27 protein-coding genes and 1 riboswitch are annotated in these 25,663 nt (G+C 70.6%); of the genes, 11 read left to right on the plus strand and 16 right to left on the minus strand.

What is annotated here, in order from left to right:
• The first annotated feature begins 16 nt into the window (after window positions 1–16).
• Window positions 17–625 carry a GNAT family N-acetyltransferase gene (locus IEY81_RS13845; protein ID WP_189119066.1) on the plus strand — a complete coding sequence of 203 codons (609 nt, stop codon included), beginning with the start codon at window positions 17–19 and terminating at the stop codon, window positions 623–625.
• On the opposite strand, the gene IEY81_RS13850 is transcribed toward IEY81_RS13845, so the two are convergent.
• Genes IEY81_RS13850 through IEY81_RS13870 form a run of 5 tightly spaced genes read right to left on the minus strand, consistent with a single transcriptional unit; the run spans window position 615 to window position 4,491 of the window.
• On the minus strand, window positions 615–1,433 hold the full coding sequence (locus IEY81_RS13850) for an NADPH-dependent oxidoreductase (protein WP_189119067.1): 819 nt from the start codon (window positions 1,431–1,433) through the stop codon (window positions 615–617). The two genes, IEY81_RS13845 and IEY81_RS13850, sit on opposite strands and share 11 nt — an antisense overlap.
• A gap of 53 nt (window positions 1,434–1,486) precedes the next feature.
• Window positions 1,487–2,380 (minus strand): hypothetical protein, encoded by an 894-nt coding sequence (locus IEY81_RS13855; RefSeq protein ID WP_229787857.1) that lies wholly within the window; start codon window positions 2,378–2,380, stop codon window positions 1,487–1,489.
• Window positions 2,381–2,405: 25 nt separating this feature from the next.
• Complete coding sequence (locus IEY81_RS13860) at window positions 2,406–3,248, minus strand: arylamine N-acetyltransferase family protein (RefSeq protein WP_189119069.1); 843 nt, start codon at window positions 3,246–3,248, stop codon at window positions 2,406–2,408.
• Window positions 3,245–3,742, minus strand: a complete 498-nt coding sequence (locus IEY81_RS13865; RefSeq protein ID WP_189119161.1) for a flavin reductase family protein — start codon at window positions 3,740–3,742, stop codon at window positions 3,245–3,247. The genes IEY81_RS13860 and IEY81_RS13865 overlap by 4 nt, the downstream gene beginning before the upstream one ends.
• A complete protein-coding gene (locus IEY81_RS13870; RefSeq protein ID WP_189119070.1) occupies window positions 3,739–4,491 on the minus strand; it encodes a lysophospholipid acyltransferase family protein in 753 nt (250 codons plus the stop codon). The genes IEY81_RS13865 and IEY81_RS13870 overlap by 4 nt, the downstream gene beginning before the upstream one ends.
• A 99-nt stretch (window positions 4,492–4,590) precedes the next feature.
• On the opposite strand from IEY81_RS13870, the gene IEY81_RS13875 reads away from it, so the two are divergent.
• The gene (locus IEY81_RS13875; RefSeq protein ID WP_189119071.1) at window positions 4,591–5,076 is read left to right on the plus strand and encodes a hypothetical protein; all 486 of its coding nucleotides are present in this window, start codon (window positions 4,591–4,593) and stop codon (window positions 5,074–5,076) included.
• On the opposite strand, the gene IEY81_RS13880 is transcribed toward IEY81_RS13875, so the two are convergent.
• From IEY81_RS13880 to IEY81_RS13900, 5 genes are all read right to left on the minus strand, one after another.
• Window positions 5,077–6,048 (minus strand): ROK family protein, encoded by a 972-nt coding sequence (locus IEY81_RS13880; RefSeq protein WP_189119072.1) that lies wholly within the window; start codon window positions 6,046–6,048, stop codon window positions 5,077–5,079.
• Window positions 6,045–6,998: an ROK family glucokinase gene (locus IEY81_RS13885; protein WP_189119073.1), complete on the minus strand. Its 954-nt coding sequence runs from the start codon at window positions 6,996–6,998 to the stop codon at window positions 6,045–6,047. The genes IEY81_RS13880 and IEY81_RS13885 overlap by 4 nt, the downstream gene beginning before the upstream one ends.
• A gap of 3 nt (window positions 6,999–7,001) precedes the next feature.
• A complete protein-coding gene (locus tag IEY81_RS13890) occupies window positions 7,002–7,445 on the minus strand; it encodes a hypothetical protein (protein ID WP_189119074.1) in 444 nt (147 codons plus the stop codon).
• A gap of 85 nt (window positions 7,446–7,530) precedes the next feature.
• A complete protein-coding gene (locus IEY81_RS13895; protein WP_189119075.1) occupies window positions 7,531–8,763 on the minus strand; it encodes an ArsA family ATPase in 1,233 nt (410 codons plus the stop codon).
• A 10-nt stretch (window positions 8,764–8,773) separates the two neighbouring features.
• Window positions 8,774–9,205: an SRPBCC family protein gene (locus IEY81_RS13900; protein WP_189119076.1), complete on the minus strand. Its 432-nt coding sequence runs from the start codon at window positions 9,203–9,205 to the stop codon at window positions 8,774–8,776.
• A gap of 133 nt (window positions 9,206–9,338) precedes the next feature.
• On the opposite strand from IEY81_RS13900, the gene IEY81_RS13905 reads away from it, so the two are divergent.
• Window positions 9,339–11,132, plus strand: a complete 1,794-nt coding sequence (locus IEY81_RS13905; RefSeq protein ID WP_189119077.1) for an AMP-dependent synthetase/ligase — start codon at window positions 9,339–9,341, stop codon at window positions 11,130–11,132.
• A gap of 129 nt (window positions 11,133–11,261) precedes the next feature.
• Here IEY81_RS13905 and IEY81_RS13910 read toward each other — a convergent pair whose 3' ends face one another.
• The 4 genes from IEY81_RS13910 to IEY81_RS13925 form a co-directional block, all read right to left on the minus strand.
• The gene (locus IEY81_RS13910; protein WP_189119078.1) at window positions 11,262–12,509 is read right to left on the minus strand and encodes a M48 family metallopeptidase; all 1,248 of its coding nucleotides are present in this window, start codon (window positions 12,507–12,509) and stop codon (window positions 11,262–11,264) included.
• Window positions 12,506–13,720: a hypothetical protein gene (locus tag IEY81_RS13915; protein WP_189119079.1), complete on the minus strand. Its 1,215-nt coding sequence runs from the start codon at window positions 13,718–13,720 to the stop codon at window positions 12,506–12,508. The genes IEY81_RS13910 and IEY81_RS13915 overlap by 4 nt, the downstream gene beginning before the upstream one ends.
• Before the next feature lie 38 nt (window positions 13,721–13,758).
• Window positions 13,759–14,751 (minus strand): C40 family peptidase, encoded by a 993-nt coding sequence (locus tag IEY81_RS13920; RefSeq protein WP_189119080.1) that lies wholly within the window; start codon window positions 14,749–14,751, stop codon window positions 13,759–13,761.
• 15 nt (window positions 14,752–14,766) lie between these two features.
• Window positions 14,767–14,968: riboswitch (cyclic di-AMP (ydaO/yuaA leader) on the minus strand.
• Between the two features lie 96 nt (window positions 14,969–15,064).
• Entirely contained in the window at window positions 15,065–15,247 is a 183-nt protein-coding gene (locus IEY81_RS13925; RefSeq protein WP_189119081.1) for a hypothetical protein, read from the minus strand.
• Window positions 15,248–15,369: 122 nt separating this feature from the next.
• Here IEY81_RS13925 and IEY81_RS24615 point away from each other — a divergent pair, with 122 nt between their 5' ends.
• The 3 genes from IEY81_RS24615 (at window position 15,370) to IEY81_RS13940 (ending at window position 18,760) form a co-directional block, all read left to right on the plus strand.
• Complete coding sequence (locus tag IEY81_RS24615) at window positions 15,370–16,632, plus strand: NYN domain-containing protein (RefSeq protein ID WP_189119082.1); 1,263 nt, start codon at window positions 15,370–15,372, stop codon at window positions 16,630–16,632.
• A 107-nt stretch (window positions 16,633–16,739) separates the two neighbouring features.
• On the plus strand, window positions 16,740–18,458 hold the full coding sequence (locus IEY81_RS13935) for a DEDD exonuclease domain-containing protein (RefSeq protein WP_189119162.1): 1,719 nt from the start codon (window positions 16,740–16,742) through the stop codon (window positions 18,456–18,458).
• A gap of 23 nt (window positions 18,459–18,481) precedes the next feature.
• The gene (locus IEY81_RS13940) at window positions 18,482–18,760 is read left to right on the plus strand and encodes an Lrp/AsnC family transcriptional regulator (protein ID WP_189119083.1); all 279 of its coding nucleotides are present in this window, start codon (window positions 18,482–18,484) and stop codon (window positions 18,758–18,760) included.
• Window positions 18,761–19,030: 270 nt separating this feature from the next.
• On the opposite strand, the gene trpD is transcribed toward IEY81_RS13940, so the two are convergent.
• Together trpD and IEY81_RS13950 are read right to left on the minus strand one after the other, a co-directional pair.
• Entirely contained in the window at window positions 19,031–20,068 is a 1,038-nt protein-coding gene (trpD, locus tag IEY81_RS13945; RefSeq protein WP_189119084.1) for an anthranilate phosphoribosyltransferase, read from the minus strand.
• Window positions 20,065–20,475, minus strand: a complete 411-nt coding sequence (locus IEY81_RS13950) for an Rv3143 family two-component system response regulator (RefSeq protein WP_189119085.1) — start codon at window positions 20,473–20,475, stop codon at window positions 20,065–20,067. The genes trpD and IEY81_RS13950 overlap by 4 nt, the downstream gene beginning before the upstream one ends.
• Window positions 20,476–20,614: 139 nt before the next feature.
• Here IEY81_RS13950 and ctaE point away from each other — a divergent pair, with 139 nt between their 5' ends.
• From ctaE to IEY81_RS13975, 5 genes are all read left to right on the plus strand, one after another.
• Window positions 20,615–21,280: an aa3-type cytochrome oxidase subunit III gene (ctaE, locus tag IEY81_RS13955; protein WP_189119086.1), complete on the plus strand. Its 666-nt coding sequence runs from the start codon at window positions 20,615–20,617 to the stop codon at window positions 21,278–21,280.
• 13 nt (window positions 21,281–21,293) lie between these two features.
• On the plus strand, window positions 21,294–22,175 hold the full coding sequence (gene qcrC / locus IEY81_RS13960) for a cytochrome bc1 complex diheme cytochrome c subunit (protein ID WP_189119087.1): 882 nt from the start codon (window positions 21,294–21,296) through the stop codon (window positions 22,173–22,175).
• On the plus strand, window positions 22,172–23,335 hold the full coding sequence (gene qcrA / locus IEY81_RS13965; RefSeq protein WP_189119088.1) for a cytochrome bc1 complex Rieske iron-sulfur subunit: 1,164 nt from the start codon (window positions 22,172–22,174) through the stop codon (window positions 23,333–23,335). Before qcrC ends, qcrA begins: the two co-directional genes overlap by 4 nt.
• Window positions 23,332–25,059, plus strand: coding sequence for a cytochrome bc1 complex cytochrome b subunit (gene qcrB / locus IEY81_RS13970; protein WP_189119089.1), 1,728 nt, complete (start codon window positions 23,332–23,334; stop codon window positions 25,057–25,059). The genes qcrA and qcrB overlap by 4 nt, the downstream gene beginning before the upstream one ends.
• A gap of 113 nt (window positions 25,060–25,172) precedes the next feature.
• The gene (locus IEY81_RS13975; RefSeq protein ID WP_189119090.1) at window positions 25,173–25,523 is read left to right on the plus strand and encodes a GatB/YqeY domain-containing protein; all 351 of its coding nucleotides are present in this window, start codon (window positions 25,173–25,175) and stop codon (window positions 25,521–25,523) included.
• Window positions 25,524–25,663 lie beyond the last annotated feature (140 nt).

Below are 25,663 nucleotides of genomic sequence, written 5' to 3' on the forward strand. Positions count from 1 at the left end.
AAGGTAAATTCTCGTGATGCAGGTCACACAGGATTCCTGCCTCGGCTCGACGCCCTCCCTACGCGCCACGTGGCAGGCTCTCCTCGTGCCCTTCATCCACCGGCTGGCGACCCGCGATGACATCCCCGCCCTCACCGCGATCATGGACACCGCGATCGGCGAGCTCCAGAAGGGGTTCCTCACCGAGGCCGAGATCGCCTCGAGCCGGATGGTGATGGGCATCGACACCCAGCTGATCGAGGACGGCACCTACTTCGTGGTCGAGGAGGGTCACCGGATCGCCGGGTGCGGGGGCTGGAGCAGGCGGGCGACGCTCTACGGCGGCGACCACACCCCCGGGCGCGAGCCGGCACTGCTCGACCCCGCGCACGACCCGGCGCGGGTGCGGGCGATGTACACCGACCCCGCCTTCGCGCGGCGCGGCGTCGGCAGGCTGATCCTGGAGCTGTGCGAGCGAGCCGCCGCGGCGGAGGGCTTCACCAGCCTCGAGCTGATGGGGACGCTGGCCGGCGAGCCCCTCTACCGGTCCTACGGCTTCGAGCCGGTCGAGCGGATCAGCGACGACCGCGGTGGCGCGCCGGTCCCGCTCGTCCGGATGCGCCGGGACGTCCGCATCAGCGGCTGATGAGCCCCAGGCGCTCGAGCTGAGCACGCAGCCGGTGGCGTCCGGCCATGCTGGCCGGCCCGACCAGGCGCGCCAGCACCCGCTCGCGCCACCCACCGCCGAGCCCGTAGGTGGCGTTGTAGCCGCTCAGCCGCTCGTCGTACGCAGCGAGGTCCTCCCCGCTCGGAGGCGAGTACGTCTCGTGGTGGAGCACCACGGACTGCGGCAGCCGCGGCTTCACCCCGGCGGGCTCGGCCGGGTCGGGAACCCCGACCGCGAGCCCGAAGACCACGAACGCACCGGAGGGCAGGCCGACCTCGGCGGCGATCTCCTCGGGGTGGTTGCGGGCCCCGCCGACGCAGACGGTGCCGAGACCGAGCGACTCGGCGGCGACGATGGCGTTCTGGGCGGCGAGCGCGGCGTCGATGACCCCGAGCAGGGTCGACTCAAGGTAGTCGGTCGCCTCGACCCTGGTCCCGGCTGCAGCGGCGAGACCGCGGGCGCGACTGAGATCGGCGACCCACAGCAGGAACAGCGGCGCGGCCTCGATGAACGCCTGGCCACCGGCGAGCCGGGCCAGCCGCGCCTTCCGGTCCACGTCGCGCACGGCCACGACGCTCCAGGTCTGCAGGTTGGACGAGGTCGGCGCCGAGGAGGCGGCGGCGACGATCGCGGTGAGCTGGTCGTCGGTGACCGGGTCGCCGAGGAACGCCCGCACCGAGCGGTGCCTGAGCTGCTGCTCGATCACCGAGCTGGTCGCGCTCAGCGAGGCGAGGGCGGGGTCGCGGTAGCGGGCGGCGACAGCGGAGTCGGTGGCGGTCTCGGTCACCGGACCAGGTTAGTCGACCAGATGACTCGACATTCCCCCGGTCCGCGGACCGGCTACTTCTCGAGGCGCTCCACCTCAGCCGCCGCGGCGTCACGGGCGGCAGCCGCCTCCGAGACCGCCTTCTCGGCCGAGTCGCGCGTCTCCTCCGCCTCGGTGAGCTCGTCGTCGACGTCGTCGGCCTTCTCCTCGAGCTCCTCGAGCCGGCGGCGCAGGTCCTCGATCTCCGACTTCACCTGCAGCGACCGCGCCTCCACGTCCTTGAAGGCCGAGGCGGCCTCGTCGCGTGACTTCTCCGCCTCGGAGAGCGCCGACTCCGCCTCCTCGAGCGCCTCGCGGGCCTCGTCGAGCGCCTTCGTGTCCGGCAGGTCCGGCACCGCTCTCAGCGGCTCGCGCGGTGGCGGGGTCGCCTCCTCGACCTCGAAGCCCAGGGCCTCCGGCAGCGCGACCGCGGCGGCCGCGTCGACGGCGTCGACCCCGGTGGCTGCGAGCGGAGAGACGAGCAGGCCGCTGCGTACCGCCTGGGCGGCGGCCTCGTCGACCATCGCCGCGGTCAGCGTCGCCTCGACCTGGGTGGCGACCGCCTCCGTCACACGCAGGCCGTGCTCGCGGGCCAGGCCGCGGGACCGGGTCGTCACCGCCGCGGTCAGCTGACGGCGCTGCTTGGTGAGCTCACGCAGCTGGGCGGCGTCCATCCCGGTCTGGGCCTCCCGCAGCAGCGCGCCGACCGAGATCACCTGCTCGACCTGCTCGGTCTCGTAGCGCACCAGCAGATCGACCACCCAGGCGGCGGTCGACGGCTTCTTGAGCTTCTTGACCGCAGCGGCCACCGGCGTGCCCTTCAGCGCCTTCGCCTTCGCGTCGCGCTCCGGGGTGAAGTCGGCGAGCGGCAGCCCGTAGAGCTCGGCTGCGATGTCGAGCAGCTCGGGGGCGGAGTCGTCGTCGCTCATGTCCGTCATCTCAGCACGTCGGCAGTCAGCGTGTCAGCAACCACTCGTCGTAGTCGGCGCTCTGGCGCTGGTGGAGCTCGCGCAGCGCGGCCTCCTCGACGCCTTCCAGCGAGAGCCCCAGACCCTCCAGCGCTGCGGTCCACTCGGCGAAGTCGCGCAGCTCGCGGCTGCTGGCGCCCTCACCGATCCGGGTGTGGCGGATCGAGCGGACCGTGTCGGCGCCGGTGGCGTCGCGCCGCTGGACGACCAGCTTGGTGGTGTAGTCGCCGGGCGGGGTGGAGAGCTGCGGATGCCGGGTGGCGACCTCGTCGAGGCCGACCTCCCCGCGGATCAGGTTGCCGTGGAAGGAGCCGGCCGGGTCGTGGTGGAAGGTCCAGCCCTGCTCCCCCACCCGCACCAGCCGGTAGACGAAGCCGTTCTGCCGGTGGTGGCCGTCCACGAGCGGCAGCGGCTCGCGGAAGGCGTCGCCGAAGCCGAGGTCGGGCCACCAGCGACCGCCCGGGTTCTCCGCGGTGGGCAGCCCGCGGACCTCGAGGGCGAGATGGTCCAGCTCACCGCTCGGTCCGGTCGTCTCGATCAGCTGGCCAGGGCGGCGTACGACCTCGAAGCCCAGCTCCTCGAGCACCAGCGCGACCAGGCCGTTGTGGTGGAAGCAGTAGCCGGCGTTGCCGCCGCCGGCGACCCGCTCGAGCGTCACCGCCGGGTCGACGGGGTCGGGCGCCTCCGCGGCCCCGATGGCGGCGAGCATGATCGAGAGGTTGTCGTAGGGCAGCGTGTCGAGGTGGCGCCGGTGGAGGTCGAGGAGCGTCTCGTACGTCGCCTCGGGACGCCCGGCGATGCCGAGCCGTCGCAGGTAGCCGTCGATCACCGTTCGTACCTCCCGTGCCGGTGGACCAGCGGGTCGGTGTCGTCACCGACCTCCAGCGACACGATCTCGCAGGTCGCCAGCGCCGACCAGCCGATCTCCGTCATCGAGACCAGGCGTACGCCCGCCCAGGTCGGGGCGTCGGCGAGCCGCCGGCCGAACTCGGTCGTCTCCCACGACCCGAGCCGGAACGGACCGCCGGGAGCGGGTGCGGTGCCGCCGAAAGCCTCGGCGAGGTCGCGGTGGCGCCAGTGGAGCAGCGAGACCACCCCGAGCCCGGTCTCCTCGAGCTCGTCGCGAAGGTCGGAGTCGGGGTCGAGCAGGCCGAGCACGGCACCGGGCGACCCGTTGGCCATCATCAGCGACGAGACCGTGAGCCCGGCCTCGGAACCGGCAGAGCCGGAGACCCACAGCGAGACCCGCCCACCCAGACGCCCCCGCCACCGGCGTACGGGATCCTCCGGCGTCGGGAACGGGTGGGACGAGTGGATCGTCAGGCTACGTCCTCGGTCGGCGCGGCCTTGGCGGCCCGCGACTTCTTCTTCGCCGCCTTCTCGCCCTCGGCGAGCTTCTTGGCGTCGGTGGCGTACATGTCGACGTACTCCTGACCGGACAGCTTCAAGATCTCGTAGACGATCTCGTCGGTGATCGCCCGCAGGATGTAGCGGTCGTTGGACATGCCTTCGTAGCGCGAGAAGTCCAGCGGCTCGCCGTAGATGACCCGCGGATGGACGAGCTTGCCGAACTTCTTGCCCGGGGGCGCGATCACGTCGGTGCCGATCACCGCGACCGGGATCACCGGGGCGCCGGTGTCGAGGGCCAGCCGGGCCACGCCGGTACGTCCTCGGTAGAGCTTGCCGTCGTGGGAGCGGGTGCCCTCGGGGTAGATGCCGAAGAGCTCACCCTCGCCCAGGACCCGCTTGGCGGCGATCAGCGCACCCTCGGCAGCAGTCGCGCCGCCGCGGTCGATCGGGACGTTGCCGGTGCCGCTGAAGAAGAGCCGCTGCAGGGCACCCTTCACGCCGGTGCCGGTGAAGTACTCCGCCTTCGCCACGAACCGCACCATCCGCGGTGCACCGAGCGGCATGAAGAGCCAGTCGACGTAGGAGAGGTGGTTGCCGGCCAGGATCGCCGGTCCCTTGCGCGGAAGATTCTCCACGCCCTCCCAGGTCGGTCGGAAGATCGCACGGAGGAGAGGGCCGACCGCGACCCACTTCAAGAACGAGTAGAAGAGCTTCGTCGACACCCCATCGCCTTCCCAAATTGTCTTCGACCGGTGAGCCTATAACGAGATAGGTACTCGTAGTCGCCGCACCCTGTCATGAGATCCGGCTACGCTGGGGACGTGAGCGATCGAGACGACCGGCCCGAGGACGCGACCGGGGCCTCCGACGACGCCTCTGTGCCCTCCAGCGGCCCGTCGGACGATGAAGCCTGGCGCGAGATCGTGGAGAACTACGGCGAGCGCCCGGCCCTCGACGAGGAGCCCGTCTCCAGCGGTCTCTTCGAGAAGAAGATCGACATCGTCGAGCCCGTCGAGGAGCCCGACGCCTACGAGGACATGTGGCGCGACGACGACGAGGGATACGTCCCGCCGCCCCCGCCGCCGCTGCCGAAGCCGACCCCCGCCCGGCTGCTCGCCTGGATCGGCGTGCTCGGCGCTCCGGTCGCGGTGCTCGTCCTGATCGTGGTCACCTCGATCACCGGCCGCCACTTCAGCAGCTGGGTGATCGGCGGCCTGGTCGCGGCCTTCATCGCCGGCTTCGTCTACCTGCTGATGACCATGCCGACCGAGCCCCGCGACCCCTGGGACGACGGCGCTCGCGTCTAGCTAGCTCTCAGCCGCGGTGAGCCGGCGGGCCAGCAGGCTCGCCCCGACGACGCCCGCCTCGGCGCCGAAGCCGGTGGCCACGATCGGCGGCACCTCGCGGTGCAGACGGCCCACCAGCGACGCCTCCAGCGACGCACGCGCCGGGGCCAGCAGCAGGTCGCCCGCGGTCGAGACTCCCCCGCCGACGACCAGCAGCTCGGGGTCGAAGGCGGCCACCAGGCCGGCCAGCCCGACGCCGAGCCACGAGCCCACCGACTCGTACGCAGCCAGCGCGAGCGCGTCCCCGTCCGCCGCCGCGGCGGTGACCGCCGGGCCGGTGATCTTGAGCGGGTCGCCGGCGGCCAGCTCGTCGAGCGCGCAGCCGGCGTACTCCTCGGTCTCCACGCGGGCGCGGACGAAGGCGACCAGCGCGTTGCCGGAGGAGTACTGCTCCCAGCAGCCGGTCAGGCCGCACTCGCACGGCAGCCCGCCGGGCACGACCTGCATGTGGCCGAACTCGCCGGCCATCCCGTTGCGGCCGCGGACCATCTGGCCGCCCAGGACCATCGCACCGCCGATGCCGGTGCCGAGGGTGATGAGCAGCGCGGAGTCGACGCCGCGGGCGGCGCCGAGCTCGATCTCGGCCAGCGCAGCGCAGTTGGCGTCGTTGTCCAGGGCCACCCGGGTGCCCCAGCGGGAGGAGAGCCGGGTCAGGGTCGGCTCGCCGCGCCAGGGCAGGTGGGGCGCGAACATGACCCGCTCCCCCGCCGCGTCGACGAACCCGGCAGCGGCCAGGCCGACACCGGCGACGGGCCGACCGGCGGCCACCTCGGTGACCGCCTCGGTCAGCGCGTCCTCGACCAGCTCGAGCTCGACCCGGCGGCCCGGGGTGCTGCGGTGAGCGGTGCCGAGCACCTCACCGGACGGCGAGACCTCCGCCGCGAGCACCTTGGTGCCGCCGATGTCGACACCGATGAAGAGGTCCTGGCTCACTTGCGGGCCAGATCCGCGGCGCCGATCAGGCCGGCCTCGTTGCCGAGCGTCGCCTTGCGGATGTCGAGCATCGGCCGGTGGCCCCGGCCGGTCAGCTGAGCCAGGAAGGCACGGCGCGCCGGGCCGAGCAGCAGGTCGTCGGCCTCGGCCACTCCCCCGCCGATCGCGACCACGGCCGGGTCCAGCACCGCGGCGATCGAGGCGATCCCCTCGCCGAGCCAGATGCCGAGGTCGGTCAGCGCCTCGATCGCGAAGGCGTCGCCGTCGCGGGCGGCCTCGGTGATCAGCGGGCCCTTGATCTTCTCCAGGTCGCCTTCGGCGCGGTCCAGCACCTCGCGGGCGAGCAGCGATCCGCCGCGCGCCGCGGAGCGGACGTTGCGCACCAGGGCCGACCCCGAGGCGTACTGCTCCCAGCAGCCGCGGTTGCCGCAGCCGCACAGGTGGCCGTTGGGCACGACGCGCATGTGGCCGATCTCGGCGCCGACGCCGAAGGCGCCGCGGTAGAGCTCGCCCTCGAGCACCAGGCCGCCACCGACGCCCGTGCCGACGGTCACCAGCATCATGTTGTCGACCTCGGCGCCGGCGCCGTACTCGAACTCGCCCCACGCAGCCGCGTTGGCGTCGTTCTCGATCACGACCGGCAGCTCGAGGATCTTCTCCAGGCGCTCCTTGAGCGGCACGTCGCGCCAGGCGATGTTGGGCGCGAACATGACCGTCGAGCGGCCCTTGTCGATGTAGCCGGCCGCGCCGATGCCGACGCACTCGATCGGGTGGCGGGTCTTCAGCTCCTGGACCACCTCGACGATCGCCGACTCGATGGCCTCCGGGCTCTTGGCCGGCGACTCGACGCGGTGGTCCTCGATGATGTTGCCCTCGGCGTCGACGACGCCGCCGAGGATCTTGGTGCCGCCGACGTCGACACCGCAGGAGAGCTTCTTCGTCGTCGTCACGCGTCAGCTCCAGCCGTCGAGATCGATCCGTTCGACCTTCTCGGAGCGCTGGACCCGTTCCCGGGTCGCGCCTTCCTCAGCCCGCACGCCATCACTGTGAGCATCCTCGCCTTCACTGGGTCCTTCACTGGGTCCATCACTGGGGCCAGCACCCGGACCCGTGGCCGCCGCGTTGAGCACCGCAGCCGCGGCCTGCATCAACGATGCGGCAGCGCTGGCCAGATGCACCTTGACCTCCGGGCTCGACTCCCGGAGGACATGAACGGTACGGCACAGCGGGCAGTAGGCGCACTCCGGCGCTCCCGTATCGAGATGCTCCCCGAACGACTCGGCGAGGTGGGCGACCCTGGAGTCCTTGGCCCACTCGCCGATCGCCTCCACGAGCCGGGCGAGCTCCTCGGCGGTCGACCCCAACGGCTCCTCGGCCCACTCGTGGCGCTCGCTCACGCGACCACATCCGTAGCGCGAGCGCCAGCGTACGGACGCGGCCGCGTGAAGATCTGATGGCTCGCTCGCTGACGCTCGCTCACGACTACTCGCTCTCGGTGTCTGTCGATGGACGAGAAAACGTTACTCGCAGCTCCCCATCCTCGACCCGCGCCCCGGTCACGCTCATCCGGGCCAGCGCCGCGGGGAGGGTCAGCAACCGCCGGTAGGCCCCGACGGTGATCGCCAGCTCGTCGCCGTTGCGGCCCAGCTGCACCTGGTCGCGCTCCACCCAACGGGCCAGCCCGGGGAGCGCCAGGTGGACCACGGTCGTCCCAGGATCGGTGCCGGGCTCGGTCCGGAACGGCGCCGGCGTCTCGGGGACGGCCAGCGGGTCGACTCCGTCGACCGAGGCGTACGCAGCCTCGGCGGTCTCGCGCAGGTCGGTGACGCCCACGGGCTCGGTGGGCCGGTAGTAGGAGCGCCACACCGGCAGCCCCTCGAAGGAGGCGCCGACGTCGCCGAGCACGTCGTCCTGGGCCTTGACCCAGCCGGCCCGCCAGTCGTCGGAGCCGCCGGCCGGGAAGATCCGGTTGGCGAGGACACCGTCGACGCGGTAGCCGTAGAGGGAGAGGGTGGTCCAGGACCGCCGCGCCTCGGCGAGCACGACCCGTTCGGGGGTCAGCACGATGCGTACCGACGACTGCGGGCCCGAGAGCAGCGCGCGGACCTCGGTGAGCTCGCCGTGGAGCCGGACCAGGGCGTCGAAGACGGAGTCGCCGGGCATCGGCACGCCCGCGGCCTTGGTCAGCACCGGCTTGAGGGCTTTCACCATCTTGCGCTGGACCGGGAGGATGCGGTCGAGGTACCAGCCCAGCGCCTCGGGCAGGGCGAGCAGCCGCAGCGTCTCGGCGGTGGGAGCGCAGTCGACCACGATCGTGTCCCACTCCCCCGAGTTCGCCATCCGGCGCAGCTCGAGGAGCGCGAAGACCTCCTCGGCGCCCGGAAGGATGGTGAGCTCCTCGGCAGCGATCCGGTCCACCCCGATGGTGTCCAGGACGCTCAGCAGATAGCCCTGCACCTCCGCCCAGGACTGCTCGAAGCGTCGCTGGGCGTCGACGTGCTGGACATAGAGGTCCTCGGCGACCTCGACGGGGTCGGACCCCAGGGCACCGCCCTCGCGCGCGCTCGCCAGGTCGAAGGCGTCGGCCAGCGAGTGGGCGGCGTCGGTGGAGAGGACCAGGGTGCGCCGGCCACGGGCCGCGGACATGGCGGCGGTGCCGGCCGAGACGGTGGACTTGCCGACGCCGCCCTTGCCGGTGAAGAGGAGGATTCTCACAAGGACATGCTTATCTCTCGACCCTCTGCTTGAGGCCTCGCAGCGCGGTGTCGATCAGGACCTTCTCGCCCTTGCGCTTGAGCATGCCGATCAGCGGGATGCTCAGGTCGAGCGCGAGCCGGTAGGTGACCTCGGTGCGGCCGCCGAGGTCGCGAAGCACGTAGGCGCCGTCCATCGAGCGCAGCAGGTTGCCCTCCACCAGCGACCAGGTGACCTGGCGGTCGCCGTCCCAGACGTACGCCAGGGTGTAGTCGTCCTTGATGGGCGCGACGTCGAGCACGAACCGGACCTGCTCGGCACGGCCGTCGGCGCCGGTCTCGACGACACTGACCTTCTTCATGCCCTTGGCCCAGGCCGGGTAGGACGGGAAGTCCGCGATCACCGCCATCACTGCCGAGGGCTCGGCCTCGATCACGATCGTCGAGGTGGTCTGATCGGCCATCGGTGGTGTCCTCACTCCCTGACTTGCTAGGTGCCAAGGAGCGTACCGGATAGCATCCCGGTGAAATGGTCGGGCTGTGACGGGGGTAACCTCCCGGTTCGTACCCACCTACCATCAGTATGCGGAGGCCCTTGTGCGCGAGTTCTCCACGCCCGCGACGTACGTTGTTCCCCCCACCGGCAACCTGAGCGACGATGTCGTACGCAACGCCGCCGAGGCGCCGGACACCGCCGTCCTCAGCCGGCCCGGTGCCGACGGCGGCTGGGTCGACGTCACCGCCGCCGAGTTCCTCGGCGAGGTCTCCGCGGTCGCCAAGGGCCTGATCGCCGCGGGTGTCGGCGCCGGAGACCGCGTCGCGCTGCTCTCCAAGACGCGCTACGAGTGGACGCTGATCGACTACGCGATCTGGTTCGCCGGCGCCACCACGGTGCCGATCTACGAGACCTCCTCGGCCGAGCAGATCGAGTGGATCCTGCAGGACTCCGCTGCGGTGGCGATCATCGCCGAGGACGCCGGCCACGTCGGCCGGATCAGCGACGTGCGCGCCTCCTGCCCCGCACTGAAGAACGTCTGGGCGATCGCCGACGACGCCGTCGACCTGCTCGCCAAGCTCGGCGCCGACGTGACCGACGAGCAGCTCGAGGCCCGGCGTGTCGCGGTCACCCCCGACGACGCCGCGACCCTGATCTACACCTCCGGCACCACCGGCCGCCCCAAGGGCTGCGTGCTCACCCACGGCAACTTCATGTTCGAGCTCAGCGTCGTCGTGGAGTCGCTCGACGCGCTGTTCACGCTCGAGGGCCGCAGCACGCTGCTCTTCCTGCCGCTCGCCCACGTCTTCGCGCGGATCATCCAGATCGGCTGCATCAAGTCGCGCACCCGCCTGGGCCACACCCCCGACATCAAGCACCTCGTCGACGACCTCGGCACCTTCCAGCCGACCTTCGTGCTGGCCGTCCCGCGTGTCTTCGAGAAGGTCTACAACACCGCCTCGCAGAAGGCCGTCGCCGACGGCAAGGGCCGCATCTTCGACATGGCCACCGAGGTCGCGATCGAGTACTCCCGCGCCACCGAGGCCGGCAAGGCGCCGTTCCTCCTCGCCGCCAAGCACAAGCTCTTCTCCAAGCTCGTCTACGGCAAGCTGCTCGCCGCCCTCGGCGGCAACTGCTCCTACGCCGTCTCCGGCGGCGCCCCGCTGGGCGACCGGCTCGGCCACTTCTACCGCGGCATCGGCGTCACGGTCCTGGAGGGCTACGGCCTCACCGAGACGACCGCAGCGCTCACGGTCAACCTGCCCGACGCCTTCAAGATCGGCACCGTCGGCCGCCCGCTGCCCGGCACCGGCGTGCGCGTCGCCGACGACGGCGAGCTGCTCTTCAAGGGCGGCCAGGTGCTCAAGGAGTACTGGCAGAACCCCGCCGCCACCGCCGAGGCGAAGACCGAGGACGGCTGGTTCCACTCCGGCGACCTCGGCGAGGTCGACGACGAGGGCTTCGTCAAGATCACCGGCCGCAAGAAGGAGATCCTGGTCACCGCCGGCGGCAAGAACGTCGCCCCGGCCGTCCTCGAGGACCGCCTCCGCGCCCACGTGCTCGTCGACCAGTGCATCGTGGTCGGCGACGGCCAGCCGTTCATCGGCGCCATCGTCACCATCGACCCCGAGGCCCTCCCCACCTGGGCCGAGGCCAACGGCAAGTCCAGCGACATCAACGACCTCGTCGACGACAAGGACCTGCGCGCAGCGATCCAGAGCGCCGTCGACGACGCCAACAACGCGGTCTCCAAGGCAGAATCGATCCGCAAGTTCGTGATCATCCCCGACGCCTGGACCGAGGAGGGTGGCCAGCTCACCCCCAGCCTCAAGCTCAAGCGCAACGTGGTCATGCGCGAGTTCAGCCACGAGGTGGACGCGCTCTACAGCAAGTAAAAGCTGTTCTGGTGTAGCCGAGTCGGCGCATCTGCCCCCGTGCCGCGCGAAGCGAAGCGAGCGCGAGGGGGCTGATGCGCCGACTCGGCGTGTGTTTCCGGGGCAGATGCGCCGACTCGGCGCGTTCGTTCAGTCCCCCAGGACGCGGCGGGCAATAGCGATCCGCTGCAACGCAGTCGGATGCGATCCGAACCACCACTGCGACCAATCCTGCGGCGACGGGTCGGAGAGGGAACGTACGCCGAGGTCGTGCTGCAGCCGCGTGAACGACTCCAGGTCCTCGGTGGCATGCAGCGCATCCACGTCCGCGCGCGTCTCGACCTGCCGGCTGAGGCCGTTCTGGACAGGCATCGCCAGCACGCTCGCCAGCGCGAAGACGGCGAGCAGCATCGGGATGCCTTCAGGCGTGGCGTACCGGTCCTGGCGGCGATAGGAGAGCACCCCCAGCAGGCCGACCGCAGCCACGGCTCCGGCGGCGCCGATCACGGTGCCGACCAGGACGTCGTCGTGCTTGGCGTGGGCGAGCTCGTGGGCGACGACGGAGAGCACCGCCCCGTGGGCGGCGGCGGCGCGCTGTGAGTCGACGAGGTTGTCGTAGAGGACGACCCGGCGGGTGGAGCCGAAGCCGGTGACGTACGCGTTGAGCGCGGTCGTGCGGCGGGAGGCATCGACCACGAGCACGTCGTCGAGCTCGACACCCTCGCGGTCGGCGATCTTCATCACCTCGGTGCGGAGCTGACCCCGCGGCAGCGGCTCGAAGTCGTTGAAGAGCGGCTCGATGACGACCGGGTAGACGAACGAGCCGACCACCACCAGCGCCGCGACCAGGCCGGCGGCCACCGCCGGCCACCGGCGCCGGCCGAACCGGATGCACGCGAAGAGCGCGAGCAGCGCCAGCGACGTGGTCACGACGCCGACGGCCTGGTTGAGCAGCGAGTCGCCCAACCAGGGCCCCCACGGCTGCCTGGAGAGTCCGTAGCGCATCTGCAGGCGGTGGATCGCCACCCCGAACGGCAGCGTCGCCAGCCAGCCGACGAGCGTGACGAGGGCGACGGCGAGCACCACCCGGAGCAGCCAGGGGCCGGGCAGCCGCGCCACCATCCGTCTGCCGAGGGAGGTGAACCCGAGCAGGCAGGAGACGAGCAGCGAGACGACCAGGGCTGTGCGGCTGATCCACCGGGCGGTGCCGGAGTAGGCCAGCATCCGCTCCAGCTCGTCGGGGGTGAACACCTCCCGCTCGTCGGGCAGGTCGAGCGGACCGCCCGGGTAGGGATGCCACGGGATCAGCGCCCAGGCGAGCGCCACGAACGCCGCCGCGCCGAGGACGAGCACCACCCAGGCCGTACGCCGCACGCTGACCGCCTCCGCCCCGCTCATCGAGCAGATTCTGACAGACGGCTCCGCCAGCGAGCGGTCAGCTCGTCCTCGCCGAAGCCGAAGCTCGCCTGCAGCGCCTTCTCCAGGCCGATGCCACGACCGGTCGCCTCGTAGAGGTCGACCAGGGCCTCCTCGCCGCCGGCGTCGGCGAGCACCTCGCAGGCCAGCCAGGCGGCCTCGTACTCCGCTCCGAAGTGCTCCGAGCGGGTGTTGAACTCGGTCTTGCCGGGCAGGTGGTCGGGAGGGCCGTCCTCGCGGACCTGGGCGAGGATCTGGCCGGCGGTCCTGCTCAGCGGCAGCTTGGTGTCGCGCAGCGCGACATGGTCGGCGAACCCCTCGACCAGCCACATCGGACGGTGGGCGTTGGCCGGGGCGTCGGTGGCGGCGTGGGTGGCCTCGTGGGTGATCACCACCTGGGCGCCCGGCGCCTCCAGGTCCCCGATGACACCCTGGTTGACCCACACGTGCAGCGGCGTGCCGGGTCTCGTGGAGCCGTCCACGGTCGCCGTCACCGCGGCGACAGCGGTGTAGGTGCCCTGCTGCACGCCGAGCGCCGAGTCGAGTCCGCTGGCGGGCACCTCGAGGACCAGGCGCGGGTCGTCCCACTCGACGACCTCGCGCACCTCGGCGACCGCAGTGGCGGCGAGCTCGGCGTAGCGGTCGGCGACCTCGGCGGAGGCCTGGACGACCACCAGGGTCGAGCCGCTGCGCCTCACTTCGACCGGGCCGCTGAGCCACAGCGGCATCCGGGTGCCGCGGACCGCCGAGAAGCCGGTGATCGCGCCGTCGCCGTCGAAGCCGACCCGCAGCTCCTCCGTCAACGCGGGATCACCTGGCCCGCGCCACGACATCTCGACGTCGGCGCTCCAGGAGCCGTCGGAGTCCACGTGGCCGGACTCGGCGACGTACTCCGCGGTGACGTCCTCGATCCCGATGGCGTGGGCGTTGCGCACCGCCACGGATGCGGGGTCCTCGCCCTTCGGCTCCGCCCCCTCGCGTACGCCGGTGACCAGCTCGTCCAGCGAGGCGCGAGCAGCATCGGTGTCGGCGCGCACGACTGGCGCGGTGGACGGTGTCGGCGCGACGTACTCGCCACCGCCGGTCAGCCGCCATCCGACGAAGCCGGCCAGCAGCATCACCACGACGAGCCCGGCCCCGACCACGGCGGGGTGGGCCCGGAGGCGGGAAAGAAGAGAGCCGACCGTTCGCACCTGCGAACGATCGGCCCCTTCAGGGTGCTGGGTCAAGCTCAGCCCGGACGGACGGCGCCGGTGTAGGGCATCTCGTCGATCGGCGAGACCTTCACGCCGGTGCTCGGGTTGGAGGCGTGCACGATCTGGCCGTTGCCGATGTACATGCCGACGTGGCTGATCGGGCTGTAGTAGAAGACCAGGTCGCCGGGGGCGAGCTGGTCGCGGGAGACCTGCGGACCGCTGCTGTACTGCGCCGAGGAGGAGTGCGGCAGCGAGACGCCGGCCTGGCCCCAGGCGCCCATGGTGAGGCCGGAGCAGTCCCAGGTGGCGGTGCCGGTGGCGCCGTAGACGTAGCCGTCGCCGACCTGGGCCAGCGCGTAGTCGACGGCCACCTTCGCCCGGCCCGAGGGCGGCGGCAGGTTGTCGGGGATGCCGGCGCCGGCGTTGGCCTGCTGGAACTCCTCCAGCTCGTCGGCCTCGAGCTCGTCGAGCTCGGCCTGGGCCGCCTGGTACTTCTTGTCGATCTGGGCCTTCTTCTGCTGCATGGTCTTCTTGACCTTGGCCATCTCGGCCTTGCGCTCCTCAGTGGCCTCGCGGCGCACCTGGAGGGCCTCGGCCTCGGTGTTGTAGCGGGCCAGCAGATCGGCCTGAAGCGCGTTGTAGGACGAGACGGTGGCCAGCCCGGCGAGGAACTCCTGCGGGTCCTCGGAGGTGATCACCTGACCGACGGCAGAGACGTCGGAGCCCTCGAACTGCCGCAGCACGGAGTCGCGGAGCTCGGCGCGGATCTTGTCCAGCTCCTTGCTCTGCCGCTTCTCGTCGGCGCTGAGGTCCTTGAGCTGGCCCTTGAGCTCCTTCAGGCGCAGCTTGGCGTTGCTGTAGTCCTCGTTGGCCGCCTCGGCCTGGGTGTAGAGCTTGTCGACCTTCTCACGGACGTCGTCGAGGTCGGGGTCTGCCTGGGCGGGGGTCGCTGCGGGAATGATCCCGGCGACACCGATGGCGGCGATGCCGGCTGCTCCGGCAATGAGTCGCTTCCGGTCGCGTGTCACGAGCGGATGGTCTCCTTGTGTAGTCGTTGACGCCTACCGGGTGAGCTGACGGGTTCGGGCACGACCTGCCCTACCAACGCTCCCCGACCTGGTCGCCCAGATCGGCCTCGCGGCGGATTCACCCCAGGTGATCGCACCCAGTGCTGCGGTGCGACCGGTGTGGTTCCCCGGCTCCCGGTCCGCCCCGAAGCGGACCTGGACTAAGCGCGACACCCGCGTGAGTCGGTTGACCCACTTCCACGAGTGCCAAGTTCCTGCGCACATTAGCCGACGGCATCCCCCACCTGCCAACCACCCACGCCCAAAAGTTCGGCTACATCCCTTCCACCATCCGCAGAGGCGGAATCAGGCCACCATCGGCGAGCGCATCGAGCGCCCGGCGCTCGTCGTCCTCGATGGTCAGCTCCGGGGGCGGGCCCAGGAGCACGGTGACCACGCAGTCGTGGCACGCCAGTCCCCGCACGAGGCAGGTGTCACAGTCGATTCTCGTCGTCATGCTGCGACGGTCTCACCGAGCACCGACATTTTTGCTTTCGTCCGGTTGCGTGCGGCGTGTCAACACCATCGCAGCACGGTATTCGAGGCGGAGATCGCTGGCCCGGTCCCTACACTTGAGACATGGAGGTCTCCGCATACGCGACGCTCCCCGACACGGTCCGGGGGCGCATCGTCGCGCTCACGGCCGGGGTGCTGCCCGAGGTGGTGCGACTTCCGCCCGCGCTCAAGCGGATCGCCGACTTCGCTCCGGCCCGGCGCGCCAAGGCCGGCGGCGCGATGATCGCCTCCGTCATCGCCGGCGACGACGAGGTGCGCGAGTCCGTCGGCACCCAGCTCCGCCCCGCCTACCTCGCCGAGGGCGGGGAGGACATCACCCTCCCCGAGGACCCGGCCGAGGCCGCGGCGGTCGCCTGGCTCGTCCGCCCCGACGGCTGGGAGATCCAGCTCAAGGAGGCGCTCGACCGGCTCGAGGCCGCCGCAGTGCCGGCCGTCGACGCCGAGGTCGCCAGGCTGCGCGGCAAGCTCGCCGCGGCCGAGAACGAGATCCGTGAGGTGCGCGCCGACCGCAAGGCCCGGCTCGACGACCTGAAGGCCGACAACACCGCGCTGCGTCGCAAGCTCGGCGAGGCCCGCGCCGCCGCGCGCGAGGCCGGAGCCGGCCTGGACGGGGCACTGACCGAGGCTCGCTCCGCGCTCGCGCGCGCCGAGGAAGAGCTGGCCTCCCGCGACCGGCAGCTGCGCCAGCTCCGCAGCCAGATCGAGAAGATGGAGCGCGAGGCGGCCGCCGAGCGGCGTACGTCCAAGACGGACCGGGAGGACGCCTCGCTGCGCGCCCGGTTCCTGCTCGACACGCTTCTCGACGCCGCCAGCGGGCTCCGCCGCGAGCTGGCGTTGCCCCCGGTGACCGGCACGCCGGGTGAGCGGATCGAGAACGAGCTCTCCTCCGTCGACGCGGCAGCGGGCGCCGGGGTCACCAGCAGCGCCCACCTCGAGCAGTTCCTGGCGATGCCGCGGGTGCGGCTGATCGTCGACGGCTACAACGTCTCCAAGGCCCTGTGGCCCGACTCCGCCCTCGACGCCCAGCGGCTGCGGCTGCTGCGCGCGATCGCGCCGATCGCGGCCCGCACCGGCGCCGAGACGACCGTCGTCTTCGACGCCCACTCCGCCTCCGTACGCCCCACCGCGGTGCCGCCGCGCGGCGTCAAGGTGCTCTTCTCCCCCGAGGGCGTGATCGCCGACGACGTGATCCGCGACCTCGTCGACGCCGAGCCTGCCGGTCGGGTCATCCTGGTGGCCACCGACGACGCCGAGATCGTCAAGGACGTACGCCGCGCCGGTGCTCGCACCGTCCCGGTGATGACCCTCGCCTCGCTGCTGGCCTGATCTTTCGCTCCGGCATGTCTTCTCGGGATCTCCTGCCCGGAACTGTCGGCGCCGATCGCTAATGTGTTCGCATGAGCAGTGCGGCGGTCCGACAGGCTCGTCTGGAGATGCGCGCGCGGGCGGTGGCCCGCCGTCATCAGACGGCCGTCGGCGAGCGCTGGGAGGCCCAGCGGGGTTTCGACGAGCTCGGCCGGCCGCTGCGCGACCTCACCTTCTGCGTGGTCGACCTGGAGACCACCGGCAACAGCCCCGACAACGGCGGGATGATCACCGAGATCGGCGCGGTGAAGGTGCGCGGCGGTGAGGTGCTCGGCGAGTTCCAGACGCTGGTCAACCCCCACACCGGCATCCCACCCTCGATCGCGGTCCTCACCGGCATCACCAACTCCATGGTCGCCTCCTCCCCCACCATCGAGTCGGTGCTGCCGGCGTTCCTGGAGTTCGCCGAGGGCTGCGTGCTGGTCGCCCACAACGCCCACTACGACGTCGGCTTTCTCAAGCACTTCGCCGCGCAGCAGGAGCGGCCGTGGCCGCGGTTCGAGGTGCTCGACACGGTGAAGATCGCCCGTCGGGTGGTGACCCGTGACGAGGCCCCCAACCACAAGCTCGGCTCGCTGGCCCGGGTCTTCGGCTCCCCCACGACCCCCAACCACCGTGCCCTCTCCGACGCCCGCGCGACCGTCGACGTCCTCCACGGCATGATGGAGCGGCTCGGCAACCTCGGCGTGCTGACCCTCGAGGACCTGGCCACCTTCTCGGCCAAGGTCACCACCGCCCAGCGCAAGAAGCGCCACCTGGCCGAGGACCTGCCGCACGCCCCCGGCGTCTACCTCTTCAAGGACGAGAAGGGCCGGGTGCTCTACGTCGGCACCTCCAAGGACCTCCGCACTCGTGTGCGCACCTACTTCACCGCTTCCGAGACGCGCTCCCGGATGGGCGAGATGGTCGGCCTGGCCACGACCGTGCAGGGGATCGAGTGCGCGACGGCCCTGGAGGCGGGCGTGCGCGAGCTGCGGCTCATCGGCGAGCACAAGCCGCCCTACAACCGCCGCTCGCGGCGGCCCGAGAAGATGCACTTCATCAAGCTCACCCGCGAGCCCTGGCCCCGTCTCTCGCTGGTCAAGCAGGTGCTCGACGACGACGCCGACTACCTGGGACCCTTCGGCTCCAAGAAGGTCGCCGAGAAGGCGTTGCAGGCGCTCCACGACACCTTCCCGATCCGGCAGTGCACCGACCGGCTCCCGCTGCTGCCGCGCAAGACCCCGTGCGTCCTCGCCGAGCTCCACCGCTGTCTGAGCCCGTGCGACCAGAGCGTGGGCTCGGAGACGTACGCAGCGCTGACGGCCAGGGTCCGCGAGTCGCTGGTGCGCCGTCCCGACGAGGTGGTCGAGTCGATCACCGAGCGGCTCACCGACCTGGCCGAGCAGGAGCGCTTCGAGGAGGCGGCCGTCCACCGCGACCGGATGACCTCCTACCTCCGCGCCGCCGCCCGCACCCAGCGGCTCAGCAGCCTGACCCGGCTGCCCGAGGTCACCGCGATCCGCCGCGAGGACGACGGCCGCTGGGCGGTGCACGTCGTCCGCCACGGCCGTCTCGCCGGCGCCGGCGTCATCCCCCGCCAGGCCAACGCCCACGCCTACGTCGACGGCCTCCGCCTCAGCGCCGAGACCGTCCTGCCCGCCCCCGGCCCGGTCCCCGCCGCCAGCGCCGAGGAGACCGAGCTGCTGCTGCGCTGGCTCGAGTCGCCGGGCGTACGCCTCGCCCACATCGAGGGCGACTGGACCTGCCCCGTCGGCGGCGCGGGCCGTCGGGCGGCGATGCTCTAGACGGATCGGCTAACGTGACCTGCGTGATCACAGCGATCGTCTTCATCAATGCCGAGGTGTCCCAGATCCCCGAGGTGGCCGAGGCCGTGGCTGCCATCGACGGAGTCAGCGAGGTCTACTCCGTCACCGGCCAGATCGACCTGATCGCCCTGGTCCGCGTCCGCGACCACGAGCAGGTCGCCGCCGTCATCGCCGACAAGGTCAACAAGGTCCCCGGCGTCCTCGAGACCGAGACCCACATCGCCTTCCGCACCTACTCCCAGGTCGACCTCGAAGCCGCCTTCTCCATCGGCCTCGACTAACGGGCGCAGCCCGTCTGCTGTAGCCGAGATCATCTACACCGACCCGGCGCGCAAACCCCGCCGAACCGTCAGAATCTGACGCCGAGTGGTCACTTATCGACCCCGAGACGTCAGTCATCGACCGCGAAACGTCATTCGCCGAGACGTCGGCCCACAGTGGCCGACGTCTCGACGTCGATTACTGACCCTTCGACGCCAGAATTCGACCTCTCGCGGCCGATTTCTGACCTCTCGCGGCCGATTTTCGCCCACTCGCGGGGAGGGCGGGGGTCAGCGGGTGGTCGCCTCGATCCAGCGGTCCAGGACGCCCTGGGCCGCACCGGAGTCGATGGCGTCGGCGGCGCGCGCGATGCCGCCGGCGAGGCGCTCGTCGACGGTGCCGGAGCCAGCGTCGTGGACGGCGAGGGCGGCGCCGGCGTTGAGGACGACGGCGTCGCGTACGGCGCCCTTCTCGCCGGCGAGCAGGCGGCGGACGACAGAGGCGTTGTAGGCGGCGTCGTCGCCGCGCAGGTCCTCGGCGGTGGCGCGGGCGATGCCGTGGTCGAGCGGCTCGACGGTGGCCTCGGTGACGGTGCCCTGGGAGACCATCCAGACGTGGGAGGTCGTGGTGGTGGTGAGCTCGTCGAGACCGTCGTCGCCGCGGAAGACCCAGGCGTCGGAGCCGCGGCGGGCGAAGACACCGGCCATGACCGGCGCGGCGGCCGGGTCGGCGCAGCCGATCGCGGAGGCCGCGGGGCGGGCCGGGTTGGTCAACGGACCGAGCAGGTTGAAGACAGTGGCGATGCCGATCTCGCGACGGGCCACAGCAGTGTGCCGGAAAGCGGGGTGGAAGGCCGCGGCGAACAGGAAGGTGATGCCGGCCTCTTCGGCCACCTGGCCGACGCGTTCGATCTCCAGGTCGAGCCTGATGCCGAGCGCCTCGAGCACGTCGGCCGAACCCGACTTGGAGGAGGCGGAGCGGTTGCCGTGCTTGACGATCTTGGCCCCGGCGCCGGCGGCCACGATCGCCGACATCGTGGAGATGTTGACCGAGAAGGACCGGTCGCCGCCGGTGCCGACGATGTCCAGGACGCGCCCGGGCACGAAGATCGGGTTGGCCTTGGCCAGCATCCCGTCGGCCACCCCGGCGAGCTCGTCGACGGTCTCGCCCTTGGCGCGCAGCGCGACCGCGAAGGCGGCGACCTGAGCGGGCGTGGCCTCGCCCGAGAGGATCTCCCCCATCGCCCATGCCGCCTGGTGCGCGGACAACGGCCGTCTCGCGACCAGCGTGGTGAGGACCTCAGGCCAGGAGTTGGGGGCGGATGTCATGCGCCAACGTTAACGGGCTGCAGCAGTCCCACGACCGTCCGGGCCAGCTCGAACGGGTCGATCGGATGCGGCACCGTCGCTTCCGCACGCGACCAGGTCGCGAGCCAGGCGTCCTGCGGCCGGGCGATGAGGACCACGATCGGCGGAGCGTCGGCCACCTCGTCCTTGACGGCCTTGGCGATGCCCAGCCCACCGGCCGGAGCGGCCTCGCCGTCGAGCAGCGCGAGCGCGATCCCGCCGGCGTCGAGCTGCTTGCGCACGGCCGGCTCGGTCGCCACCTCGACGTACTCGACCTCCGGCAGAGAGGGGTGCGGACGGCGCCCCAGAGCCAGGATCACCTGCTTGCGTACGTCGACGTCGTCGCTGTAGACGAGGATCTTCAGAGATTTCGAGGTGGTGTCGGTCACACCCCGATGCTAGCGCCATCACCAGGGTCCAGGACCAGATGTCACACAGCGGGTCTGAGCGGTGTCCTAGGTGTGTGAGACCACCCTCAGACACGACACACAGGGTCCCGAAGAGACTCTGGGAAAGGGGCAGGACATAATGGCGGGCGTGGCGACAGTATCGACTCTTCCAACAGCCCGGCTGCACGGGCATCACGACCGCCCGAGCATGGTCAGCGTCGGGACGATCATCTGGCTCGCGAGCGAGCTGATGTTCTTCGCTGCGCTGTTCGCGGCGTACTTCACCATCCGGGCGGTGAGTCCGGAGGTGTGGCAGGCCAACACCGATGGCCTCAACATCCCGTTCGCGGCGGTGAACACGACCATCCTCGTGCTGTCGTCGTTCACCTGCCAGTTCGGCGTCTTCGCCGCCGAGAAGGGCCAGGTCGGCCGGAAGGGCTCCCTGCTCGCGGTCCACCTGTGGGGTCTGCGTGAGTGGTTCATCCTCACCTACCTCATGGGCGCGGTCTTCATCGCCGGCCAGGCGACGGAGTACGCGGCCCTGGTGCAGGAGGGCATCGCGCTCAACCGCGGCATCACCGGCGCCGACGACCCCTACGGCTCGGTCTTCTACCTGACGACGGGCTTCCACGGTCTGCACGTCACCGGCGGTCTGATCGCCTTCCTGTTCGTGCTCGGCCGGACGTACGTGGCCAAGCGATTCACCCACGAGCAGGCCGTCTCCGCGATCGTCGTGTCCTACTACTGGCACTTCGTCGACGTGGTGTGGATCGGCCTGTTCGCGACCATCTACCTCCTCAAGTGACCAAGGACTGAATGTGCGTCTACTGAACCGCTCCGTCGGTCGACTGTCGCGGCACCGTCGCCGCCCGTTGGCCGGTGCCGCCGTGCTCCTGGTCGCCCTGCTGAGCACCGGTGGGCTCTACGCCGCCTTCTCCCCGGCCTCCCAGGCCGAGACCGAGAAGGACAACGCTGCTCTCGTCGCCGAGGGCAAAGAGCTCTTCATGATCAACTGCTCCACCTGCCACGGCTCCAACGGTGAGGGCATCACCACCCAGAACGGCAAGCTCTTCGGCCCGTCGTTGATCGGTGTCGGTGCCGCCTCCGTCGACTTCCAGGTCGGCACCGGCCGGATGCCGATGGCCCAGCCCGGCGCCCAGGTCGAGGTGAAGGAGCCGAGCTTCAACCAGGACGAGATCGACGCGATGGCCGCCTACGTGGCCAGTCTCGGTCCTGGCCCGGCGGTCCCGGACAAGGAGCAGTACGACCCCGAGTCCTACGGCTCCGAGAAGGAGAAGGAGGAGGCGGTCGCCCTCGGTGGCCAGATCTTCCTGACCAACTGCACCGCCTGCCACAACTTCACCGGCGCCGGCGGCGCCATGCCGCGAGGCGGCGAGGCGCCCAGCATCCTCAACACCGACCCGAAGCACATCTACGAGGCGATGCTGACCGGTCCGCAGTCGATGGACACCTTCTCCGACGGCAACATCAGCCCGGAGGAGAAGAAGGCGGTCATCTCCTACGTCGAGTCGATGAAGGAGCAGCCCGACTACGGCGGCTTCAACAACGGCGCGCTCGGTCCGGTGACCGAGGGCATCGTCGCCTGGGTCATCGGCCTCGGCATCCTGGTGGCCTTCGCCACCTGGATCGCCGCGCACACCACGCGCACCAACCAGACCAAGAAGGGATCTGCCAAGTGAGCAGCGACCTCAGCGAGATCGAGAAGCACGACGACTCGCACCCAGAGCTCAACGCGCACACCGACGCGTTGCTGCCCGACCCGGGCCTGCACGAGCATCACTGGCGTCCTACCGACGTCGACCCCAAGGCAGAGAAGCGCGCCGAGCGCCAGGTGGCCCTCTACTTCGGTCTCTCCGCGATCTCCTCGGTGCTCTTCGTGGTGGCCTACTTCCTCGTGGAGCCCGGCTACGACGGTGACGTCTGGGCCGGCTACGGCGCCTCCAACCTGACCCTCGGCCTGACCCTCGGCTTCGCCCTGCTCTTCCTCGGCATCGGCGTCATCCAGTGGGCCCGCAAGCTCGTGGTCGACGTGGAGCACACCGAGGAGCGCCACCCGGCTGCCTCCTCCCCCGCCACCCGCGAGGCCGCGGTCGCAGAGCTGAAGGCGGCTCTGAACGAGTCCGGGCTGGCGCGTCGCCCGTTCCTGCGCAACGCGATGCTCGGCTCGGCCGCCCTGCTCGGTCTGCCCGCCATCGTCATGCTCAAGGACCTGGGCCAGACCAACGCCCAGATCACCAAGGAGCAGCCCTACCCCGGTGCCGGTCTCGAGCACACGGTCTGGGACGCCGGCGTCCGTGTCGTGCGCGACGTGGTCGGCACGCCGATCCGCCCGGGCGACCTGGAGGTCGGTGACCTGGTCAACGCCGAGCCGGCGACGATCTTCGACGGCAGCCTGCACGGTGCGCCGCTGCAGATCGCCAAGTCGAAGGCGGCCACCATCCTGCTGCGGATGGACCCCAACGACATCGAGAACGACGTGACCCGCAACTGGTCGGTCAACGGCATCGTGGCCTACTCCAAGATCTGCACCCACGTCGGCTGCCCGATCTCGCTGAACGAGCGCACCACCCACCACCTGCTGTGCCCGTGCCACCAGTCGACCTTCGACCTCGCCGACCACGGCAAGGTCATCTTCGGTCCGGCCGGCCGTCACCTTCCGCAGCTGCCCCTGGGCGTCGACTCCGACGGCTTCCTCGTTGCTCTCTCGGACTACCCTGAGCCTGTGGGCGTCAGCTACTGGGAGCGCAACACCTACGACATCGACGAGATCTTCGACGAGTGGTCCAAGGACCACGCCGCCGATGCTGAGCAGTACGGCTACAAGGAGGGCGGCCAGTGAGCACCGACACGTCCAAGGTTGCCGCCAGCAACGGCACCGACGCCGCTGCCCCGGCAGGCAAACCGACCAAGGCCGGCGCTGCGGCCAACTGGGCCGACGAGCGTCTCGGCGTCGGCGGCCTGAGCAAGTTCCTCTCCCGCAAGATCTTCCCCGACCACTGGTCCTTCATGCTGGGTGAGATCGCGCTGTGGAGCTTCGTGGTCCTGCTGGTCACCGGCGTCTTCCTGACCCTGTGGTTCAAGCCGTCGATGGCTGAGATCACCTACCAGGGCTCCTACGCGCCGCTGCGCGGCATCGACATGTCCGAGGCGATGGCCTCGACGCTGGACATCTCCTTCGACGTACGCGGCGGTCTGCTGCTGCGCCAGGTCCACCACTGGGCCGCGTCGCTGTTCATCGCGTCGATGATGATCCACATGATGCGCGTCTTCTTCACCGGCGCGCACCGCAAGCCGCGTGAGATCAACTGGGTCATCGGCGCGACGCTGCTGCTCCTCGGCACGCTCGAGGGCTTCACCGGCTACTCGCTCCCCGACGACCTGCTCTCCGGCACCGGCATCCGGGCCGCGGACGGGTTCATGATGGCGATCCCCATCGTCGGGACGTACATCTCGTTCTTCCTCTTCGGAGGCGAGTTCCCGGGCGACGACATCATCCCGCGTCTGTTCACGATCCACGTGCTGCTGATCCCGGCGCTGCTGCTGGCGCTGATCGGTGCCCACCTGATCCTGCTGATCTACCACAAGCACACCCAGTGGCCTGGACCCGGCCGCACCGAGAAGAACGTCGTCGGCTACCCGATGGTGCCGAACTACATCTCCAAGATGACCGGCTTCTTCTTCATCACCTTCGGTGTGACCGCCCTGCTCGGTGCCCTCTTCTCGCTCAACCCGGTGTGGAAGTACGGCCCCTACGACCCGACGAAGGTCACCGCGGGCTCGCAGCCTGACTGGTACATGGGCTGGCCTGATGGCGCGCTGCGCATCATGCCGGGCTGGGAGTCGCACTTCTGGGGCTCGACCTGGTCGTGGAACATCTTCTTCCCGGTCATCGTGCTGCCGATGGCTGCCTGGATGGTCGTGCTCCTGCTGCCGTTCATCGAGGCCTGGATCACCGGCGACAAGCGTGAGCACCACCTGCTCCAGCGCCCGCGCAACGCTCCGACCCGCACCGCGACCTTCGTCGCCCTGATGGTCTTCTACGCAGCGTTCTGGGCCGCCGGCGGCAACGACATCATCGCGATCAAGTTCGACCTCTCGATCAACCAGATCACCTACTTCCTGCGGGCGTTCGTGTTCCTGGGTCCGATCGCGGCGTTCATCATCACGCGTCGTTGGTGCATCTCGCTGCAGCGTCACGACAACGAGAAGCTGCTGCACGGCTACGAGACCGGCACGGTCATCCGTACGCCGGAGGGCGCCTACCACGAGAAGCACCTCCCGCTTCCCGAGGGCGAGGCCTTCGCCATGACCGTCCGCGACCGCGGCCGGGCCGGCGACGAGCCGGAGCTGAAGAAGAACGGCAAGCCGACCTTCCGCGCCAAGCTCCGTGCCTTCTACTACGACCACGACGTCGACAAGCCGACCGCCGAGGAGCTCAGCGCGGCACACCACCACGCCGAGCACGAGGCTCACGAGCTGGCCGCCCACGAGGGTCACCAGGTCGACGGCCACGACTTCGACGATCACCGTCACTCGGCGATCGAGGAGCCTCTGAGCAAGTAGCAGAAGCCGTACGCCACCGTGGCGCCGTTCCCTTCGGGGAACGGCGCCACGTGCGTTGTGGGGCCTCGAAACCCCGTTGCCCACCGGGACGGCGGCGACCTAGGGTCCCGCACATGACCGACCTCCAGGCGCGGCTCCGGGCCGACCTCCTCGCTGCCCGCAAGGCGCGCGACACCACCGCGACCTCCGTGCTCCGCTCGACACTGTCCGCGATCGCCAACGCAGAGGCCCTGCCGGTCGCCGAGGAGGGCCTCTCAGCAGACGGCCCGATCGCCGGCGCGGCGAGCGGCGTAGGAGCCACCGAGGCCGCTCGACGCGACCTCACCGACGACGACGTACGCGCCGTCATCTCCGGCGAGCAGACCGAGCGCCTCGCCGCCGCAACAGCCCTGGACTCCCACGGAGCCGCTGAGAAGGCCACCCAGCTCCGCGCCGAAGCCGACCTCCTCGCCGCCTACCTCTGACCCTCCCCGCCGAGTCGGCGCAAGTGCCCCACCCCACCACGCCGACTCGGCGCGTGATCCTGGGGCAAACGCGCCGAGTCGGCGTCCACCGCTGAGGCAGATGCGCCGACTCGACGTCGATCTTCGGGGCAGATGCGCCG

Source organism: Nocardioides luteus (assembly GCF_014648595.1).
Lineage (GTDB): Bacteria > Actinomycetota > Actinomycetes > Propionibacteriales > Nocardioidaceae > Nocardioides > Nocardioides luteus.